Below are 19,219 nucleotides of genomic sequence, written 5' to 3' on the forward strand. Positions count from 1 at the left end.
GGATCGGTCGTTTCGCTTTGCCGGCAAGGTTGCTTGTCGCGCCGCCAGCTTTATATTCCCCGTATACGCGAAGCCGATCAAGCTTTGGTCGGCATTCTCTCTTCCAACAATTTGGCGATCCCGGTGTACGTCGTCACCACGGGCCCGTTCAAGAACAACACGTCCGTGAACCCCCGCTTTTGGATTTCCGCCGGCAGGCTGCCCTTGAAATACCGGGGATCCAGCACTTCGATTTCCTGAAAATGGGGCAGCAGGAACGGCACGACCGCGTTGGCGTACGAGTCCTTGATCACCAGGAGCTTTTGGCCGTTTTTGACGTCCGTCGCGATCCGGCTGAGCGCGAAATCGCCGCCGAGGAACACGGCGTAACCGCCCCGCCCGTCCGCGGGGATTTTGCCTTCGACCAGCGTCCGCTTCACGCCGTGCACGCCGTCCCGGTACACCGTGTACGTATGCTTCACGAACGGGGGGAACGTCGCGACGGTGTCGGGATGCTTCTTCACTTCCGCGTTCAGCGTCGCGGCGTACGCCGTCCCGAGGAATCCGGGCAAATCTTTCTCTTGATACTTGTCCAGGGGTACGGGATCGAAGCCCATCGTCTTGGCGAGCGCCTGATAACCATAGTAAGCGCCGAGCGCGGTCCAGTGATGGTCCGAGCGGAAATAGACGTACTCCCCTTTGTGCGCTTCCACGCTCTCGTAGGCCGGCACGCCTTTGACGCCGGAGTCGAGCAGCTCGTAGACATGGCCGAACGCTTCCTTCTGCGAGCCCGACAGCTTCCGGAGCTTCTCCGATTCCACGAATTCCACTTGGGACGGAACCAACATCGAGTAGACGCGGATTTTCGGATCGATCAGGCTGCGAAGGTGATTGATCGCTTTGGCGTATGCTTCCGCGCTGGCGGGAGAATACTGGTAAAGCAGCATGGCTTTGTCTTTGACGACCAAATACGTGGAGGATTCGGCCGAGACGACTTCCCCTTCGCCGTCGTCGGACGCCGTTCCGCCGGCGGCCGCGACCGCTTCCGGGTCGGTTCCCCCGGATCCGCCTCCGTCGTCCAAAGCTTCGCCCATGTTGTTCCCGCCCTTGTTCACCACGAGGCTGATCCCGTCGCTGCCTTTATTTCCTTTCAGTTCCTTGGCGGCCGACCCGAGCTCTACGAATCCGTTCCGGAACACGAAATGATCGGAGAAATAATCGTCATATTCCTTGAATAAAGTGCCGTGAACGAGCTTGTCGACCGAAAAGGCCGGCCAGGCTTGCAGTTCCCGCTTCTCGAGCTCGGACACTTTGGCGTTGCCGTCCGGCTTGACCAGGTTCAATACGGCGAGCGCCGCGACAGGAAGCAAAAACAAAGCGACGTTCCAGCGATATCCGTTCTGCGTCATGTTTCCCGCTCCTTTGCTTTAAAACCGGAAATAGAGAAAAGGATTGTACGTGCTTCCGACGAGCAGGACGGTCGACAGGATCAGAACCGCCAAATTGTAGACCGGCCCCGCGTAAGCGACGAAAGCGCCGCCTCCCTTGGCCGCTAGCTTGTCGAACAGCCATTTCATGAGCGGGGTGCAGGCGATCGCGGCGACGAAGAACAAATACATGTTCTCGCGGAAGAAGAAATAGGACTCCATCGTGACGAACGGACGGTACTCCGCCCCGAACATGATTTTCAGCGTCTCCCACGCCTGGCCGAGATCGGTGAAATAAAACCAGACCCACCCGACCAACATCAGCCCCAGCAAATACAAATGGGAAAAGAACGCCGGCAGCCTGTCCAGCCATTTCTGCAGGAATAACCTCTCCAGCATGATCAGCAGCCCGAAATACAATCCCCAGATGATGAAATTCCAGCTGGCGCCGTGCCACAGACCCGTCAGAAACCATACGACGAACAGGTTGCGCACGTACATTTTCCGGTTGCCGCCGAGCGGAATATAGACGTAATCCCGGAAAAATCCGCCGAGCGAGATGTTCCAGCGCCGCCAGAATTCCCCCGCCGATTTGGAGATGTACGGGTAGTTGAAGTTTTCCTTCAGCGTGAACCCGAACATTTTGCCGAGGCCGACCGCCATATCGGAATAACCCGAGAAATCGAAGTAGATTTGCAGCGCGTACAGGCAGACGCCGAACCAGACGCCCAGCAAAGAATCCGAGGCGTCCGGACCGAGCAGGTTCGGCACCACTTCGCCGACGGAATTGGCCAGGATGACCTTCTTGCCGAGACCGATGACGAACCGGTTGATGCCTTGGCTGAAGTTCGCCATCGTGATCTTCCGTTCGTCCATCTGGGCTTCGATGTCGGTGAAGCGGATGATGGGACCCGCGATGAGATGCGGGAAGAAAGACACGTACAGGAACATTTTCATCGGCGAACGAGGAGCGCGGATGACGCCTTTATAGACGTCCGTCATATAGCAGATGATTTCGAAGGTGAAGAAGGAAATGCCGATCGGCAGCGCGATGTTCGGATGTCCCGCGCCGAGCCCGAACCACGCGTTCAGGTTGTCCACGACGAACCCCGTATATTTGAAGAAGCACAGCATCGCGATGATCAGGCAGATGGACAGGACGTAGACGAGTTTGCCTTGCGGCGTGCCCCGGTGACGGTCTACGTAGATCGACGCCAAATAACCGAGCAGCGAAGCGCCGATCAGCAGGAACACCCACACGGGTTCGCCCCACGCGTAGAAAGCGAACGAAAACAAAATCAAAATCCAGTTCCGGAACCCGGTTTTCGGGACGACGAAATAAATCAGCAGCAGCAAGGGAAAGAAGAAATAGAGGAATAGTATGCTGGAAAAAACCAAAAAACGCGCCCTCCCATAATGAATCCCACACGATTTTCTGATGAATTTCTGATGATTTTCTCATGTATTTTATCATAAAAAGTCGATTCCCGGGACATTTGCGGCCATTTGGCTAATGATCACCAGTTTAGCGCAAAGCATAGTTCCGGACGGCCCGAACCTTGCCCTCCCGGTCCAGCACCTTGACGGTCAGTTTTCCGCCGGACGACAGGACGCCTTTGCCGATCTCCATGTCGAACGGCGGCGTTTCCGACCGTCCGATCAGGCGGGTCCCGTCATACAGCTCGACGGCAAGCGGCCGTTCGCCGAGCGGGAGCTTGACGTAGGTGAACAGCCGGATCGGCCCTGCGCCCGTCCGGGTCTCGGCCAGGGGGCGGTACGTAACCGGCCGGGCAGGAGCCGCTCCTTCCTTCACCCTGTCCAGAAAATAAGGATCGGAGAGATGGCGGAGGTAGGCCTGGAGCATGGCCGGCCGGTCATGGAGATCGTAATTGTTATTCCGGTTGTCATAGTCGGTCGTCCGCTTGTCCAAATCGAAATAAGTGATCGCTTTCAGCATGGGAAACATCCTCGGCATATAAGCGTACATGTTGGCCAACTGGCCGACGCCCCAATCCGTGAAATCCTGCCCCAGCTGGTAGCTGTGGAACGAGACGGCGCCCTCCGACACCATCATCGGCTTGCGGGCGTACTTTTCGTATAGGGGGCGCAGGTAATCGATCGGATTGCCTCCCAATTTCAATTCGCCGTGCGAAAACGGAATCGTGTACAGGGACACTCCCACCCAATGCACGTAAGCGTCTCCCGGGTAATACGGATCGATATTGTCGCGCGGCAGGAAATTCGGAGACCAGACCATGGCGACGTTCGGCGCTTCCTTCTCCATGATGTCATGGATCAGACGGAATTTCTCCACGTAAAGTTGCGGGTCGCCGTGCCAGGCTACCCAAGGCCCGTTCATTTCGCAGGCGAACCTCAGGAAGACGGGAATGCCGGAAGCCGCGGCCTCCCGGGCGAATTGCCGCACGTACTTGCCGTCGCTCACCTCGCCCAGTCCCCCGTGCGGTTCCCAGCCGATCTGCAAGGCGCCGCCCAGCTTCTTCACCTCTTCGGCGTATCGGACCGGAAACGCGGTGCCTTCCGGGTAATATCGATAGAAATGCGTGTACGTCAAATACAAGGCGTGCTTGCGCCCGAACGCTTTTTCGGCGCCGGACGGACTTCCCGAAAAGCCTTTGCCGGCCGGGAATAAGCCGGCGTACGCGCCGGCCAGCGGCTCGTGCTTCTCCAGCTTGCGACCGGCGATCGACGGGACGGGAACCTCCGCGTACGTCTCCAGAACGGTCCGGAGGTGGTCAGCCCGGATGCTGTTCGCGATGCCCCAGGAAGGCTGCCCGAATTTCGCCCAATACCGGGCCGTCTCATCGTAGTATCGGGACGCGAGATCGTATTGCCTTCGCTCCTCGTACGCCAGCGCCAGCTTTTTGGCCTGAACGGCGGCGAGATTCCAGGAATGGCCGCGGACCGCGTCGTCGAGCCGGCGTTTCAGCGTATCGACGGACGCCGTCACGGACTTTGGCTCCGCATGGACGGCGCGGGTTTCCCCGCAAGCTCCGGCCGCGATCCCCCAGACAAGGCAAATGGCGGCGCACCGCAGCCATTTGGTTTTGGAAGACCTTCTCATCTTACCTTGTTCCCCCTTGGCGCGAAAGTTAATATTTGTCATATATTAGCGCTTCTCGCGGCAGCCGCGTCAGAGACAGACTCGTTTATCGTTTCCCATATTCCGGGAAACCATCCAATCGCTACGCCGATCGCCGCAGATCAACATGCCGATCCCTCCGATCTGCATGCCGATCCCCCCGATCTGCATGCTGTTCCCCCCGATCTGCATGCCGAGCACCCGATCAGCAATGCCGTTTGGCTCATGTTGAATCTAACGGACTCCACGGCCGTTATTTGACAAATAATCGGTCTTTCTCAAATGTAACGGACACCGCTGCCCTTATCCGCGTCAAATCGGTGCTGCAAGCGGTCTTCTCTCATCAATAAGCGCATTCGTGTCCGTTAGCATACGAATCTGCGAGAAATGGTGCCATTAACGGCCGCTGTGTCCGTAAGACTGAACAACAAAAAGACCGGCAAGGCGTTTCGCCTTACCGGTCTTCCAAGATGATGGTTACATTTCGCTTTCAGCCCGTTTCCGCCTGCGGTTCCTCCCACTCGGCATCGTCCAGCCGAATCACCGTTACGCGGGAGACCCGCAAATGGTCGGTCTCTTCGATCACGAACCGAACGGTGCCGTCTTCCGATTCCACCGCCTGGTTCTTCTTGGGCGGTATCTCGACTTGGGAATAGATCCAACCGCCGATCGTATCGTAATCGTCCGTCGGGATGTCGAGGCCGAACAGGTTGTTCACTTCCTCGATCAGCACCAGTCCGCTGACCGAGTACGTGTTTTCGTCCTTCTTCTCGATCTCGGGACGTTCCTCGTCGAATTCGTCCTGGATCTCCCCGACGATTTCTTCCATGATATCTTCAAGCGTCACCAAGCCGGCCGTACCGCCGTATTCGTCGATCAGCATGGCGATCTGGGTTTTCTTCTTCTGCATGAGCTTAAGCAAGGCGCTGATCGGCATGCTCTCCGGCACGGAGGTGATCGGGCGCATCAGATCGCGGATATCGGGATTCGCGTGGTCGGGGACCCGCAGCAAGTCTTTGATGTGGACGAAACCGATGATGCTGTCTTTGTCCGTCTCGCAGACCGGGTATCTCGTGTGCATCTCGCGCAGCGCGATTTCCTTGTTCTCCGCGAAGCTCATGTTTCCGTATAAGCAGATCATCTCGGTACGGGGGATCATGATCTCCCGCGCGTTCGTGTCCGCGAAATCGAATATATTGTCGACCAGCGTAAGCTCGGTATTGTCGATTAAGCCGCTCTTATGGCTCTCTTTCATCAAGATCCGGATCTCTTCCTCGGTATGGGCCGAATTCGAGTCTTCGTTGATGTCGATGCCGAATGGCTTCAGGATCAAATTCGCCGTGCCGTTCAAAAGCCAGATGAAGGGACTCATCAGCCTGCGGAATAAGACCAGCGGCCAAGCGACGAGCAAGGTGACCATCTCCGCTTTGCGGATCGCCACCGATTTCGGGGCCAGCTCCCCCAGCACGATGTGAATCAGGGTGATGAACGAAAACCCGATAATGAAAGATAACGGATGAATGAGCGACGGACTGATCGACAAGTCCCGGAACCAAGGCTCCAGCATGTGCGCGATCGCCGGTTCCCCGATCCAGCCGAGCCCCAGCGAAGATAAGGTGATGCCGAGCTGGCAGGCGGACAGGTAGGCGTCCAAATGATTCGTCAGCCGCGAGGCGAAGGAAGCGCGCTTGTTGCCTTCCTGCACCAGCGTATCGATCCGGGAACTGCGCACCTTGACCATGGCGAATTCCGCCGCGACGAACACGCCGTTCAGAAACACCAGCAAAACGATAATGACCAAGTTCACGCCTAGCGGAAAAGGGTCACTGTCCAAATAATCCCTATCACCGGAAGTCCCGGGATAGGTACACCTCCTTTGTAACAAACAAGATAATAATGGAAAAAAGCCGAAAAGCTTTATTTTAGCTTAGACGTTTTGCCGTTATCCGTCAAACGGCGGTCGGGTGCGCAAAAGGCCGTAGTACCCATCTGTATTCGCGCCAGCCTGCTCCCTATGCCGGATTTTCGGGGAGAACGGTCGAAATTCAGGGCTGAGGGCCGTTCTCCCGATCTTGCGGCAAATCATGGAAATCGGGCCCTCTGCCGTCCTATCAGGCGTTCGGATGGCCTTTTCCTCTGCGATTGGCTTGGTTCAGGCGGATTTTATTTTCGGTCCCCTGCTCCGTGGCCTCGTAAAAGACCCGGTCCCGGAGCTTGTCCGGCAAATATTGCTGCTCGACGTAATGCCCCGGGTAATCGTGGGGATAGCGGTACCCGACATGGCCGAGCTTCTGCGCCCCGCCGTAGTGGGCATCGCGCAGGTGGAGCGGCACCTCGGCCGATTTCGCGTCATCGAACGCTTCCATGACCCGGCCGATCGCCGTCGCCACCGCGTTCGATTTGGGGCTCTCCACCGCGAACAGGATGGCTTGCGCCGCGATGTACTTCGCCTCCGGCCAGCCGATCCGGTGGTAAGCCTCGATCGCGCTCACCGCCTGCACCATGGCTTGGGGGTTGGCCAGTCCGATATCCTCGCTGCAAGCGACCGCCAGCCTCCGCAGGAACACCATCGGATCCATTCCCAGCTTCTCTACCGCGTACAAGAACCAAAACAGCGCCGCGTCGCTCGAGCCCCGTACGCTTTTGTGGAACGCGGACAGTACGTCGTATTGGGTCGATTCGTCCGCCAGCACCGTCGGCTGCCGGATCGACTCCTCCGCGACTTCGATCGTGATCCGGACGGTGCCGTCCGGCTCCGAGGGCGTGGTGACGGCCGCCAGCTCGAGCGCGGTCAACGCTCGCCGGATGTCCCCGTTCGCCATCGAGGCGATATGGTCCAGCGCCTCTTCGTCCACGGACAGCTTCATGAAGCCCAGTCCTTTGACCGGATCCGCCAGCGCCCTCCGCATGGCCGCCAGCGAATGTTCCTTCGTCAGCGGCTGCAGACGGAACAGCGTCGATCGGGATAGCAGGGCTCCGTTGACCGAATGGAACGGATTCTCCGTCGTCGCTCCGATGAACACGATGATGCCCTTCTCCACCGCCGGCAGCAGCGCGTCCTGCCGAGCGCTGTTGAAGCGGTGCACCTCGTCCAGAAACAGAATCGTTTTGCGGCCGTACATGTTCTTATTCCGCTCGGCCTGCTCGATCACTTCCCGCACGTCCTTGACCGATGCATCCACCGCGTTCAAGCGGACGAAATCGCCTTCGGTGCGTTTCGAGATGATGTGGGCGAGCGTCGTCTTGCCGCATCCGGGCGGGCCGAACAGCAGGATCGATGCGACGGCGTCTCCTTCGATCGCCCTGCGCAGCAGCTTGCCCGGACCGACGATATGCTCCTGCCCGATATATTCTTCCAGCGTCTCCGGCCTCATCCGGTCCGCCAATAGACGGTTCCTCGGTTCCGATTCCGTGCGGTAGCTGAACAAATCCACGAATCTCCCGCCTTTCAGTCTCTCTCTATCATAGCAGAAACCGTCCGGCCCCGAAAGAACGAAGCGAACGAATGTTCCGTTCCGCGCCTCTAGGCAAGTTCATCCAACGCTCTCGCGACCATTGCCCTTCTTACCCGAATGTACCGGCGGATGAGCTCCGTCTCTCCCCGGAAATCGTCGTAAGACCAACGTCTTAGAGAATCGTCCCGCACGTGCGGACGGATCGCCGCCATCATTCTCCGGGCGATCGGCAGCAGCTTGCTTTCGGTGAACGGCCCTTTTAACGCCTGGCTCAAGATGCTGCCATACTTCGCGCGGTAGGGCCGATGCTCGAGCAGCTTCTGCGTCAAATAGTTATAGCCCGTGATCGGGACTAACGTGTCTTCTTGGATCTGCCCGTAGCAGTTTCTTCCCCATGTTCCTTCATAGTCCCACGGGATCATGCGGTACTTGCCGGTGCGCCGGTGCCGATAAATCGAGTAATTTTGCTCGAAGCCGTCGTAATTGCCGGTCAGGACGGCGCCGGCCAGCCAGCGCAAGTAATTGTCCACGTCCAGATGCTCCTGGAAATAAGCCGCCGCTTCCTTGCCCGACAAGTGTTGGAAACCGCGGATGAAGGACGCGAGACGGCCCCGTTCTTTTTCCCCGCCGAAGCGGTACTCGTAACCGGCAAGCAGAGACGACTTGGGTTCGCCGGATTCCGAGCGGAACAAGCTGAAATTCGCCATGTTGTTGATCGCGTAAAACAGCGAGATCGCCCCGATCCCCCTCCTGCGGAAAAAACGCCTGCCCACGCTTTCGATTTCCAAATAGACGCCGAGAGGCGTGGAATTGCGGTACAGGAGGACGTGCCTGCTTCGCGGGGCGGGAACGCCGATCATCGGAAAAAAAACGAACGAGAGCGCGTTGCGGATCAGCGACGGATCGTCGTACTCCGCGTTGTAATGGAAAGTCTCTTCTCCGCGCATGACGTCGTAGGAACGTTTCGGATACTCCCTCGTATGCCCGCCTCGGTACCGGATCCGGATCGGTTCCGTTTGTCCGTTCGTTTTCATGGCTGCCGAGACATATTGATCGGTCCACAGGTTCCGTTCCATTTCCGAAGCTGCCGACCCGCTCAAGATCAACGTTTTCACCGGTAATGACATGCCGAAAACGCCTTCCTCCCTGGACCGCAAAGTCAATTCATGTGCTTCAGCGTATGTCCAACGGTCAACAGCGGAAACGGCGGCCGTCTAGATCCTCGTTGCCTTACAAGGCATCCGGACATGAAAAAGACCGCCGACGCAGGCGGCCAGGCCTGGTGACGGTCTTATGAATGCTTATCGACGGCCGGAGTTCTTGCCGCCCTTACGCCCATGGCTGCCGGTACGATTCCCCGTTTTCGCGCCTCCCGTGCGTCCATGGCTGCCCGACTTGCCGCTTTTGGATCGCCCATGGCTGCCGCTGCTATGGCCCGACTTGCCGCTTTTGGATCGCCCGTGGCTGCCGCTGCGATGGCCCGACTTGCCGCTTTTGGATCGCCCGTGGCTGCCGCTGCGATGGCCCGACTTGCCGCTTTTGGATCGCCCGTGGCTGCCGCTGCGATGGCCCGACTTGCCGCTTTTGGATCGCCCGTGGCTGCCGCTGCGATGGCCCGACTTGCCGCTTTTGGATCGCCCATGGCTGCCGCTGCTATGGCCCGACTTGCCGCTTTTGGATCGCCCATGGCTGCCGCTGCGATGGCCCGACTTGCCGCTTTTGGATCGCCCGTGGCTGCCGCTGCGCTGGCCCGAATTGCCGCCTTCGGACCGACCGTGGCTGCCGCTGCGATGGCCCGCCTTGCCGCCTTCGGAAGGACCGTGGCTGCCGCTGCGATGGCCCGCCTTGCCGCCTTCGGAAGGACCGTGGCTGCCGCTGCGATGGCCCGCCTTGCCGCCTTCGGAAGGACCGTGGCTGCCGCTGCGATGGCCCGCCTTGCCGCCTTCGGAAGGACCGTGGCTGCCGCTGCGATGGCCCGACTAGCCGCCTGCGGAACGACCGTGGCTGCCGCTGCGATGGCCCGACTTGCCGCCTTCGGAAGGACCGTGGCTGCCGCTGCGATGACCCGACTTGCCGCCTTCGGAACGACCGTGGCTGCCGCTGCGATGGCCCGAATCGCCGTCTCTCTTCAAGATCGTGGCTTGTTGTTCACCGGGCTGATCCCATGCCCATTCCATTTATCGACACCTCCAGTGGAAAAAGATGGTTCATTCTATGAGACAGGCACCGATTTCGTATCGGGCATCTAACGGTCACCGGCCGCAAAAAGGGCGATTTCGAACCGCCAATTCGCGGATTTTCGTCGATATCGGACAACTTGCCGTATCTCTCGTTTGCCGCTCCACATAGATATGAACTATAAATTCACTTCCCCCGCATGTGTAAAGGAGGGACGAACTCAAAGGCAAGAAAAACGCATGCGGCCCCCTCTCCCCATCGCTGTCCGCCGATCGTCTTTCGTTTATCACCGTCAAGACGTTTTCCGACACTACCGCTAAAATCATTTCGATATCGAAAGGAGAATGTTGCATGTTTTTCATGGCTCCGCAACAAGCCCCGATCCAATATCAATTCCAGCCGCAGCGGCAACACTCGTCCTCCGGCAACCTGGGTCCGGCTCGGCAACTGATCGGCCGGCATGTCAAAATCAACCGCGGAGGTCCGGACTCCGTGGAAGGGGTGCTGCTGGCCGTAAACGGAGAAGTTCTCGTTCTGAAATCGAACGGCACGATCATCTATGTCAACGGCACGCACGTAAAAAGCATAACGGAAGGCAAATCCCAAGGCAGAAGCGGCGGTGGTTCCGGCGGCCGCAGCGGACAAGGTTCCGGCAGCGGAGGCATAAGCGCCGCCATCATTAACGCGAGCACCATAAACGGCGTGCTAGCCAGAATGCGCCAGCAGTTCATCCAAGTGAACCGGGGCGGTCCGGAAAAGCTCGAAGGCTTTCTCGCCAATATGGGCGACGACTTCATCCTGCTGATCGTGGGACGCGAATTCGTCCGGGTGCCGATCTTCCACATCAAAACGGTGAATTTCTCGGGCAAGAGCGGCGGCAATAAAAACAACAATAAAAATAACAACCAAAGCAACCGCAACCAATCGTCGGGAGGCAGACAATCCGGAGCCCAATCCAGCAACGGCAACCGCACCAGCGGCGGGCGGCAAAACCGCACCAGCGGCGGAAAGAAAAACCGCACCAGCGGCGGGCGCAACAACACGAGCGGCAATCGGAATCGCGGCCGCCGCTAATCCTCGGACAACCGCGATGAACGCCGCGACCGCGAAGGAGGTGCTACCGCCGAACCATGATCATGTATTTGAACCAACCGGTTTCCCTAACCGTCTCCGGAGGCCGTCTTCCGATCAAGGGCACGCTGGTGGATATAGGCCATGACATCTTGGTGCTGCATAACGGGACGCAGTTCCTGTACGTACCCATCGTCCATGTACAGCAATTGACCCGGTGCGCCGCCTCCGAAGCGGATTTCGGTCCGCCGCCCGACCCGCCGCTGGAAGGGACGGCGGAGTTGTCCTACCGCAAAGTGCTGATGAACGCCAAAGGCATGTTCTCCGAGCTATATATAACCGGCAATCAATCGGTCCACGGATATGTCACGAGCATCATGAACGATTTCTTCGTCTTCTACTCGCCGATGTATCGTTCGCTGTACGTCTCCATGCGCCATCTGAAAGCTTTGATTCCCTATCACGAGCAGACAACCCCCTACGCGCTCGAGCATGAGAAGTTTCCGGTCAATCCCGCGCCTGCGACGCTGGCGCGGACGTTCGACCAGCAGCTCAAGAAGTTCGAAGGGGAGTTCGTCGTACTCGACCTTGGAGAACACCCGGGCAAAATCGGTCTACTGAAGTCGGTATCGAGCAATTTGGTCGAGCTGGTCACCGCGGACGGTGCCCACACGTTCCTGCATCTGGATCATGTGAAAACGATACACAAACCGTAACGGAATTTCCGCCAAGGAACTTTAAATCAGGCGCCGACTTCACGCTGGCGCCTTTCGTGTGCGGTTATCCGCCGACGGATCATCGGTTGCACGCCGGAATAACGTCATGAACGGCAAAAAGTCCCTGCCTACTCTCCCGTAAGAGATTCGGCAGGGACTTTTTGCGTCGGCGGATTCCGGAGAGGACGGCTACTCCTTGTCCGACGGCCGTTTTAAGCCTTTGGAGAGCTTATCCACCGTTTTCGCGATCCGGGAAGCGCGGGTTTCCGCCTTCTTCGCTTCCAAGATCCAAGTGACGTATTCCTTTTTGTGGGAGGGGGCCAGCCTACCGAACGCGGCTTCGGCTTCCGGGGCGGCTTTCAGCGCGGCGAGCAGATCCTCGGGGGGCTCCGGCGGAGCTTCCGGCGCCCGGTTCGCTGCCGCCGCCCGCCGTTCCGCCGGAGACGGCCGGCTCTTCCCGACCGCTTCCCGCGGACGGAAGCGCATGGCCGACCAGGTGTCGTCGACCGATACGAGAGCGATGCCTTCCCAGCCTGCATCGGACACCGGCTTCCATCCCGCGTCGCGGTTGATGTCCGTTTTCAGCTTGGACGTCCCTTTCGGATAGCACAACCACAGCAAGCCGTCCGGCTTGACGGCCCGGATCGCGGAAGGCGCCAGCCGCTCGACGTCGGCGGCGCTACGGTTGAACGCCAAGACGAAATCGTAATCGGCTTCCGCCCCCGGTTCGAGCGATGCGGCGGCTTCCGTCAAACCGAGGGCCGGCAGGAAGCCATCCGGCGCCTCCAGCACCGCGATCCGTCCGCCGGAAGGCAATCGAAGCTTTTTCGCGAGCGCTTCATCCATTCCGTTTCGCTCCCTTGCCTTCCAGCAGCTCGCGGATCACGACGCTGACCATGATCAATCCGGCGACCGGAGGCACGTAAGCGTTGCTCGCCGGCGGCTGCTGCGCTTTGCGGATTTCCTTGGGCGCGTTTTCCGGCACGATCCGCTGCGTAACGTCTTCTCTCGGCTTGATCGGCTCTTCGGTCGAGAAGACGACTTTCACGCCTTTCTTGATTCCTTCTTTGCGAAGCTTGTGACGGATGACGCGGGCGATCGGATCCATGGTCGTCTTCGATATGTCGGCCACCTGGAAGCGCGTCGGATCCATCTTATTCGCCGCTCCCATGCTGGAGATCAGCGGAATGTCCCGCTTCAGGCATTCCTTGATCAGATGGATTTTATACGATACCGTGTCCGAGGCGTCGATCACGTAATCCAACGGGAACTTAAACAGCTCTTCGTGCGTTTCCTCGGTATAGAACATGCGCAAGGCGACCGCGTCGCAGTCCGGGTTGATCAGCTTGATGCGATCGCGCATCAGGTCCGCCTTCGGTTGCCCGATCGTCGTGGTCAGCGCATGGATCTGGCGGTTGATGTTCGTGATGTCGACGACGTCCTTATCGATCATCACGATGCGGCCGACGCCGGTTCTCGCCAGCGCTTCCGCCGCAATCGAACCGACGCCGCCGATGCCCAGCACCGCGACCGTGCTGCCCTTCAGAACCTCAAGCCCTTCCGGGCCGACGGCAAGCTCCGTTCGGGAGAATTGATGCAGCATGTGACCATTCCGCTCCTTTGCGCCAAGTTTAGGCGTTGGTTTCGGCCGTTGCCTGCTGTCCGGCCGGCGCAGCCGCTTTCTCCTTGGCCGCGAGCGCCTTGGCCGACAGCCGGATATGAAGCTCTTCGAGCTGGCGGTCGGCAACCTCGGACGGCGCGTCGGTCAGCAAATCGGTCGCGCTGGCCGTCTTCGGGAACGCGATCGTCTCGCGCAGGTTCGTGCGGCCGGCAAGCAGCATGACGAGCCGGTCCAGGCCGAAGGCGATGCCGCCGTGCGGCGGGGTGCCGTATTCGAACGCGTCCAGGAAGAAACCGAACCTCTCCTTCGCTTCCTCCAAAGTAAAGCCGAGCGCCTTGAACATTTTTTCCTGCACGTCCCGGCGGTAAATCCGCATCGAACCTCCGCCCACTTCGTAGCCGTTCAGCACGATGTCGTACGCTTGCGCGCGGATCGCGCCCGGGTCGGTGTCGAACAGCGGCAGGTCCTCGTCGCGCGGACGGGTGAACGGATGGTGCTCGGCCACCCAGCGCTTCGCCTCCTCATCCCATCCGAGCAGCGGGAAGTCTACGACCCAGAGGAACTTGAACGCCTTGTCGTCGATGAGCCCTTGTTCCCGGCCGACCTTCAGGCGCAGGTTGCCCATGACGTCGGCGGCGACCTTCAGCTTGTCCGCGGAGAAGCAGAGCAAGTCGCCTTCTTCCACGCCGAGCTTCTCGGTCAAGGCGGCGATCTCCTCCGGCTTGAAGAACTTCACGATCGGTCCGCGCCACTCGCCGTCCTTCACGGTGATCCACGCGATGCCTTTGCCGCCGTAACGGGCGGCGAACGGCGCCAGATCGTCGAGCTCCTTGCGGGTCCAGGACGCGCAGCCTTTGGCGTTCAGCGCCTTGACGACGCCGCCGGAAGCCGCGACGGAAGCGAACACCTTGACGTCGCTGCCGCGGACGATGTCCGTGACGTCCTGGATCTCCAGCCCGAAGCGCAGGTCCGGCTTGTCGGAGCCGTATTTATGGATGGCATCGCGATAGGTCAGGCGTTGGAACGGCGTCTCGATCTCCACGCCGATCGTTTCGCGGAACAACCTGGCCATTAGGGTTTCCATCATGCCGAGCAATTGATCCTGGGACAGGAACGACGTCTCGATGTCGACCTGGGTGAACTCCGGCTGCCGGTCGGCGCGCAGGTCCTCGTCCCGGAAACAGCGGGCGACTTGATAGTAACGCTCGAGTCCGCCGACCATGAGCAGCTGCTTGAACAGCTGCGGCGACTGCGGCAAGGCGAAAAATTCGCCCGGATGGACGCGGCTGGGCACCAGATAGTCGCGGGCGCCTTCCGGCGTGCTGAGCGTTAAGATCGGGGTTTCGACGTCGATGAACCCGTTCTCGTCGAGGTAATCGCGGAACACCTTGGTCGCCTTCGAACGCAGCCGCAGCGTTTTCTGCATTTCCGGACGCCGGAGGTCCAGGTAACGGTATTTCAGGCGCAGCGACTCGTCCACTTCCACGCCATCCTCGATCGGAAACGGAGGCGTCTTGGCGGCGTTCAGAATCTCGACGTCCGTCACCCGCACCTCGATTTCCCCCGTCGGGATGTTCGGGTTGTACGTTTCGGGGTCGCGGTCGACGACCTTCCCTTGCACCGCCAGCACGTATTCGTTTCTCGCCCGGCTGGCGATTTCCAATGCCTGAGAGGATATTTCCGGGTTGAAGACGATTTGCACGATACCCGTGCGGTCGCGCAAGTCGATGAACAGGAGACCGCCGAAATCGCGCCACCCCTGCACCCAACCGTTCAAAACGACCGTTTCTCCTACCTGCCGCTTGGACAGCGTTCCGCAATCTTGGTTTTTGAGCATCATTGGTTTTCGTTCCCCTTTTTCGCTTCGTTTAGGATTTGCCGAACGACTTCCGCAAGTTCCGCCGCGGGAACCTGCCGCTGCTCGCCCGTCCCCATGTCCTTCAGCCCGATTTCACTGCGGTCCAGCTCGTCGTCGCCGAGAATCGCGGTGAATTTGGCGTTCAGGCGGTCCGCCGCCTTGAACAGCGCCTTCGGCTTGCGGCCCTGATAATCCCGCTCCGCCGACAACCCGCTTGCCCGAAGCCGGTGGATCAAGCCCGGCAGCTCCCGCTCCGCGCGTTCGCCGAAGCCGATCACGAACACGTCGACGCCGGCGTCCAGATCCGGACGCACGTTCTGGCTTTCCAGGAGCAGCAGCGTGCGTTCGAGCCCGATCCCGAGGCCGACGCCCGGACGGTCGTCCCCGCCGACTTCCGCCACCAGGCCGTTATAGCGCCCGCCGCCGCCGATCGTGTCGATGGAGCCGATGCCCTGGGCCTTGTATTCGAAAGCGGTATGCGTGTAATAATCGAGCCCGCGGACGAGCCGGGGATTGATCCGGTACGGGATGTCCATCGCGTCCAGGCATTCGCGAACCCGGGCGAAATGCGCTTCGGCCTCCTCGTCCAGGCTGTCCAGGATGGAAGGCGCGCCTTCGAACTTGTCCTGGTCCGTCTTGCAGTCCAGCACGCGCAGCGGGTTGCGGTCCATCCGCGACTGGCAGTCCTTGCAGAGCCGATCCCGCATCGGTTCGAGGAAGGCCAGCAGCTTGGCGCGGAAAGCGGTCCGAATCGCCGGCGTGCCGACGGAGTTGATTTCGACCGTAATGCCGCTCAAGCCGACTTCCCGGTAGAACTGCCAGCCCAGCGCGATCACTTCCGCGTCCAGCGCCGGATCGCCGGAGCCGATCGCCTCCACCCCGAACTGGTGGAACTGGCGGTACCGGCCGGCCTGCGCCCGCTCGTACCGGAACATCGGGCCGATGTAGTACAGCTTGGCAATGTCGGGTTCGCCGTACAGCTTGTTCTCCACGTACGACCGGACCACGCCGGCCGTGCCTTCGGGACGAAGCGTCATGCTCCGGTCGCCGCGGTCCGTGAACGTGTACATCTCTTTTTCCACGATGTCGGTCGTTTCGCCGACGCCCCTCTGGAACAGTTCCGTCGTCTCGAAAATCGGCGTGCGGATTTCCCGGTAGCGGTATCTCCGGCAGACGTCCCGCGCCGTCCGCTCGACGAATTGCCAGGCTTCGACCGTGCCGGGGAGAATATCCTGCGTGCCCGGCGGTTTTTGAAACGCCATTCGCGTTCATCCTTTCTTTTTAGCGAGAAAATGAAGCTTGCGGTGAAAGAGGGGAACGAAAAAAGCTTCCGTCCCAAACGCTTGTCTGGGACGGAAGCCTGTCGCTCCCGCGGTACCACCCGAACTTCGAAACCGCTCGCGCGGATTTCGCTCTCCGTAACCGGTTAACGCCCGGCGCACGCCGCGGCTCTACTGGGCAAATTGCCGTTCGCGCCGGGTTCTCGGGGATGTCGTTCGTCCGTTCATCGCCGGAAAGCTTGCAGCCGGAGGCTTTCCTCTCTGGGGGCTTGGGGGCGGAGTACTTCTTCCCGTCATCGAATTTCTTGAACCGATACAATTGCCTTATATTGTACCAAAGAAAATAACCTGCCGTCAATTCCGGCAGGTTCAAGAAAATCTATATCGAAAAAGGGGGTCATCTTTATCCTAACCGATCCGTTTTAAGGAACCGTGAACGGGGGATTACAATTTGATGACAAATAGCCGGATCGCTTCCACCTGCTGGCGAGTCATCATTCTAACGGACACAGCTGACGTTATGCGGGTGGATTCCGGTCACTTCCATTTCTAACGGACACGGCAGCACTTATTCGAAACAAAAAACGTTTACGACAGTGATTTGGATGCCATTAAGGGCTGTCATGTCCGTTACGATTCGTCATTCACCTGATTCGGCTAAATAGCGGCCTTGGTGACCGTTAGGTTTCCAAGATGGTCGATCCAGCCCCCATAACGAACGTACGGAGTTAGACCAACCGCTCACCCGATCGCCAAACCCGGCGCCGTCGTCCGGGACGCGTTCCACTTCTCCAACGCCTCAAGCTTCAAATCGACGTACTTCCGGTACGTGTCGATGTAAGCCTTCGGCTCCTTCGGATTGGCGAGCCGCGTGATTTCGCCCGTCCGGGCGTCCACCCATTTGCTCGTCGCTCCGCAGCCCAGCCCTACGATCGACTGCATCTCTTCGATGATCAAAATATTGTACAAGCTGTCCATGCCCGGCAGCGCGTACCCGACGTTTTCGAGATTGCCCAAAATGTTCTTCTGCCGATATAAATAGTACGGCGCGTAACCATGGCGTTCCGTCCATGCCACCGCATCGTCCATCATCCGGCCGATTTCCTCCCGCGTCGCCACCCGGTATTTCTCTTCTCCCCGGTGCAGCGTCATTTCCGAAGCCCGCTTGAAACTCAGCGTATGCACGGTGAGCGACTCCGGCATCAGTTTCTCCGTCTCCGCCAGCGTATGCGCGAACGTCTCCGGGCCTTCGCCGGGCAAGCCGATGATGAGGTCCATGTTGATATTGTCCATGCCGTGCCTCCGCGCCAGCCAAAACTTCTCGATCGTCTCTTCCACGGAATGATGGCGGCCGATCACGTCGAGCGTCTCCTGCGTGTAGGATTGCGGGTTGATGCTGATCCGGCGGATATTCCATTTTTTCAGCACGTCCAGCTTCTCCGGCGTGATCGTATCCGGACGCCCCGCTTCCACGGTCAGCTCCCGGATGCCCGCGACGTCGGGAAACGAGGCGTACATCTCGGCATACAGCGCGTCCATTTCCTCCGCCGTGATGCTGGTCGGGGTGCCGCCTCCGAAATAGACGGTCGTGATGCGCACGCCGTTGTCGCGGAACCATTGGCCGATCACGCGGATCTCTTCGTGCAGGCCGTGAAGGAAGCCGTTCACCGATCCTTGGCGGCCGTTAATGTCATACGCGGGAAACGTGCAGTAGGCGCACTTGGTCGGACAGAACGGAATGCCGATGTAGACGCTGACTTCGTTCCGGAGATCGTACAAATCGGGCAACGCCTGCAGCTGGCGGTCCACGATACGCTCCATGAGCGCGATCTTGTCCTCCGTGACCAGATAGTCCTCCCGCAGCGTCCGGCGGACCTCCTCGCGATGCCGCCCGCGGCGCAGTCCGTCGTGCAGCAGCTTCGTCGGCCGGACGCCGGTCAGTATCCCCCACGGCTGCACGATGCCGGTCTCGCGCGTCAGTGCCTCGACGAGCGCCCGGCTGGCGGTATTCCGCTCGATTTTCCGGCGTTCCTCCGGAGTCTGCGCCCCGCGCAGGCTGCCGGATTGCTCGACCCGCAAGGCAGCCCTGCCGCCAACGCGCAGTTCCGCGACAACCGTTGCCGTGCCGCCGCTTTCCTCCAGCGTCAGCCGCACCTCGACATCCGCTTCGGAACGGCCCTCCGGACCGAACGTCACCTCCGGACTCTCGTAAAACAACGGCACAATATGGCAAAGCGACCGTTCCCAAGTCGAATCGGCCGCCGTCAAATGAACTTTCATGTTCGTTCTTCCCCTCTCCCGTCTTCCAAGGCCGAGCCCGACGAGCCGAAGCGTCAGCCCCGCCCGCCCGGTCGATCCCGCCTGCCGCCCCGGAATCCGCCCGGCAGCCCGAATTCGTCCGCGAACTCCGCGCGTACGCTGTCGCCGAACGTCATGGCCTCCCGGCGATCCGCGGGGATCGCTTCGTTCGCCAATCGTTCGATTTCCCTCTCTTTGCGCGATTGTCTCACGGCCGGTCCTCCTTCCATTTTACG

16 protein-coding genes are annotated in these 19,219 nt (G+C 59.7%); 3 read left to right on the plus strand and 13 right to left on the minus strand.

Features of this window, described 5'->3' with window-relative positions:
- Positions 1-77: 77 nt before the first annotated feature.
- The 6 genes from PTZ19_RS05160 to PTZ19_RS05185 all read right to left on the minus strand — a co-directional run bounded on the left by PTZ19_RS05160 (position 78) and on the right by PTZ19_RS05185 (position 9,088).
- On the minus strand, positions 78-1,388 hold the full coding sequence (locus tag PTZ19_RS05160) for a DHHW family protein (protein WP_276352752.1): 1,311 nt from the start codon (positions 1,386-1,388) through the stop codon (positions 78-80).
- A gap of 18 nt (positions 1,389-1,406) precedes the next feature.
- Positions 1,407-2,804, minus strand: a complete 1,398-nt coding sequence (locus PTZ19_RS05165; protein ID WP_276352753.1) for an MBOAT family O-acyltransferase — start codon at positions 2,802-2,804, stop codon at positions 1,407-1,409.
- Between the two features lie 127 nt (positions 2,805-2,931).
- The gene (locus PTZ19_RS05170; RefSeq protein ID WP_276352754.1) at positions 2,932-4,488 is read right to left on the minus strand and encodes a glycoside hydrolase family 26 protein; all 1,557 of its coding nucleotides are present in this window, start codon (positions 4,486-4,488) and stop codon (positions 2,932-2,934) included.
- Positions 4,489-4,996: 508 nt separating this feature from the next.
- Positions 4,997-6,340: a hemolysin family protein gene (locus PTZ19_RS05175; RefSeq protein WP_276352755.1), complete on the minus strand. Its 1,344-nt coding sequence runs from the start codon at positions 6,338-6,340 to the stop codon at positions 4,997-4,999.
- 277 nt (positions 6,341-6,617) lie between these two features.
- Entirely contained in the window at positions 6,618-7,940 is a 1,323-nt protein-coding gene (locus PTZ19_RS05180) for a replication-associated recombination protein A (protein ID WP_276352757.1), read from the minus strand.
- A gap of 89 nt (positions 7,941-8,029) precedes the next feature.
- Positions 8,030-9,088 (minus strand): CotH kinase family protein, encoded by a 1,059-nt coding sequence (locus PTZ19_RS05185; RefSeq protein WP_276352758.1) that lies wholly within the window; start codon positions 9,086-9,088, stop codon positions 8,030-8,032.
- Between the two features lie 166 nt (positions 9,089-9,254).
- Here PTZ19_RS05185 and PTZ19_RS05190 point away from each other — a divergent pair, with 166 nt between their 5' ends.
- The gene (locus PTZ19_RS05190) at positions 9,255-9,944 is read left to right on the plus strand and encodes a hypothetical protein (protein ID WP_276352760.1); all 690 of its coding nucleotides are present in this window, start codon (positions 9,255-9,257) and stop codon (positions 9,942-9,944) included.
- Here the strand turns inward: PTZ19_RS05190 and PTZ19_RS05195 are convergent.
- Positions 9,941-10,138: a hypothetical protein gene (locus PTZ19_RS05195; protein ID WP_276352761.1), complete on the minus strand. Its 198-nt coding sequence runs from the start codon at positions 10,136-10,138 to the stop codon at positions 9,941-9,943. The two genes, PTZ19_RS05190 and PTZ19_RS05195, sit on opposite strands and share 4 nt — an antisense overlap.
- 352 nt (positions 10,139-10,490) lie before the next feature.
- Between PTZ19_RS05195 and PTZ19_RS05200 the strand changes: the two genes are divergently transcribed.
- Positions 10,491-11,213 (plus strand): DUF6897 domain-containing protein, encoded by a 723-nt coding sequence (locus PTZ19_RS05200; RefSeq protein WP_276352762.1) that lies wholly within the window; start codon positions 10,491-10,493, stop codon positions 11,211-11,213.
- 56 nt (positions 11,214-11,269) lie between these two features.
- On the plus strand, positions 11,270-11,926 hold the full coding sequence (locus tag PTZ19_RS05205; protein WP_276352763.1) for a DUF2642 domain-containing protein: 657 nt from the start codon (positions 11,270-11,272) through the stop codon (positions 11,924-11,926).
- 189 nt (positions 11,927-12,115) lie between these two features.
- Here PTZ19_RS05205 and PTZ19_RS05210 read toward each other — a convergent pair whose 3' ends face one another.
- The 6 genes from PTZ19_RS05210 to PTZ19_RS05235 form a co-directional block, all read right to left on the minus strand.
- Entirely contained in the window at positions 12,116-12,772 is a 657-nt protein-coding gene (locus PTZ19_RS05210; protein ID WP_276352765.1) for a YdeI/OmpD-associated family protein, read from the minus strand.
- Positions 12,765-13,529, minus strand: coding sequence for a tRNA threonylcarbamoyladenosine dehydratase (locus PTZ19_RS05215; protein ID WP_276352766.1), 765 nt, complete (start codon positions 13,527-13,529; stop codon positions 12,765-12,767). Before PTZ19_RS05215 ends, PTZ19_RS05210 begins: the two co-directional genes overlap by 8 nt.
- 28 nt (positions 13,530-13,557) lie before the next feature.
- Positions 13,558-15,387 (minus strand): aspartate--tRNA ligase, encoded by a 1,830-nt coding sequence (gene aspS, locus PTZ19_RS05220; RefSeq protein WP_276352767.1) that lies wholly within the window; start codon positions 15,385-15,387, stop codon positions 13,558-13,560.
- Entirely contained in the window at positions 15,384-16,667 is a 1,284-nt protein-coding gene (hisS, locus tag PTZ19_RS05225) for a histidine--tRNA ligase (protein WP_276352769.1), read from the minus strand. The genes aspS and hisS overlap by 4 nt, the downstream gene beginning before the upstream one ends.
- 759 nt (positions 16,668-17,426) lie before the next feature.
- Positions 17,427-18,965 carry a coproporphyrinogen III oxidase gene (locus tag PTZ19_RS05230; RefSeq protein ID WP_276352770.1) on the minus strand — a complete coding sequence of 513 codons (1,539 nt, stop codon included), beginning with the start codon at positions 18,963-18,965 and terminating at the stop codon, positions 17,427-17,429.
- 53 nt (positions 18,966-19,018) lie between these two features.
- Positions 19,019-19,195, minus strand: coding sequence for a hypothetical protein (locus PTZ19_RS05235; protein WP_276352771.1), 177 nt, complete (start codon positions 19,193-19,195; stop codon positions 19,019-19,021).
- Positions 19,196-19,219 lie beyond the last annotated feature (24 nt).

This window comes from Cohnella caldifontis, assembly GCF_029360585.1.
Lineage (GTDB): Bacteria > Bacillota > Bacilli > Paenibacillales > Paenibacillaceae > Cohnella > Cohnella caldifontis.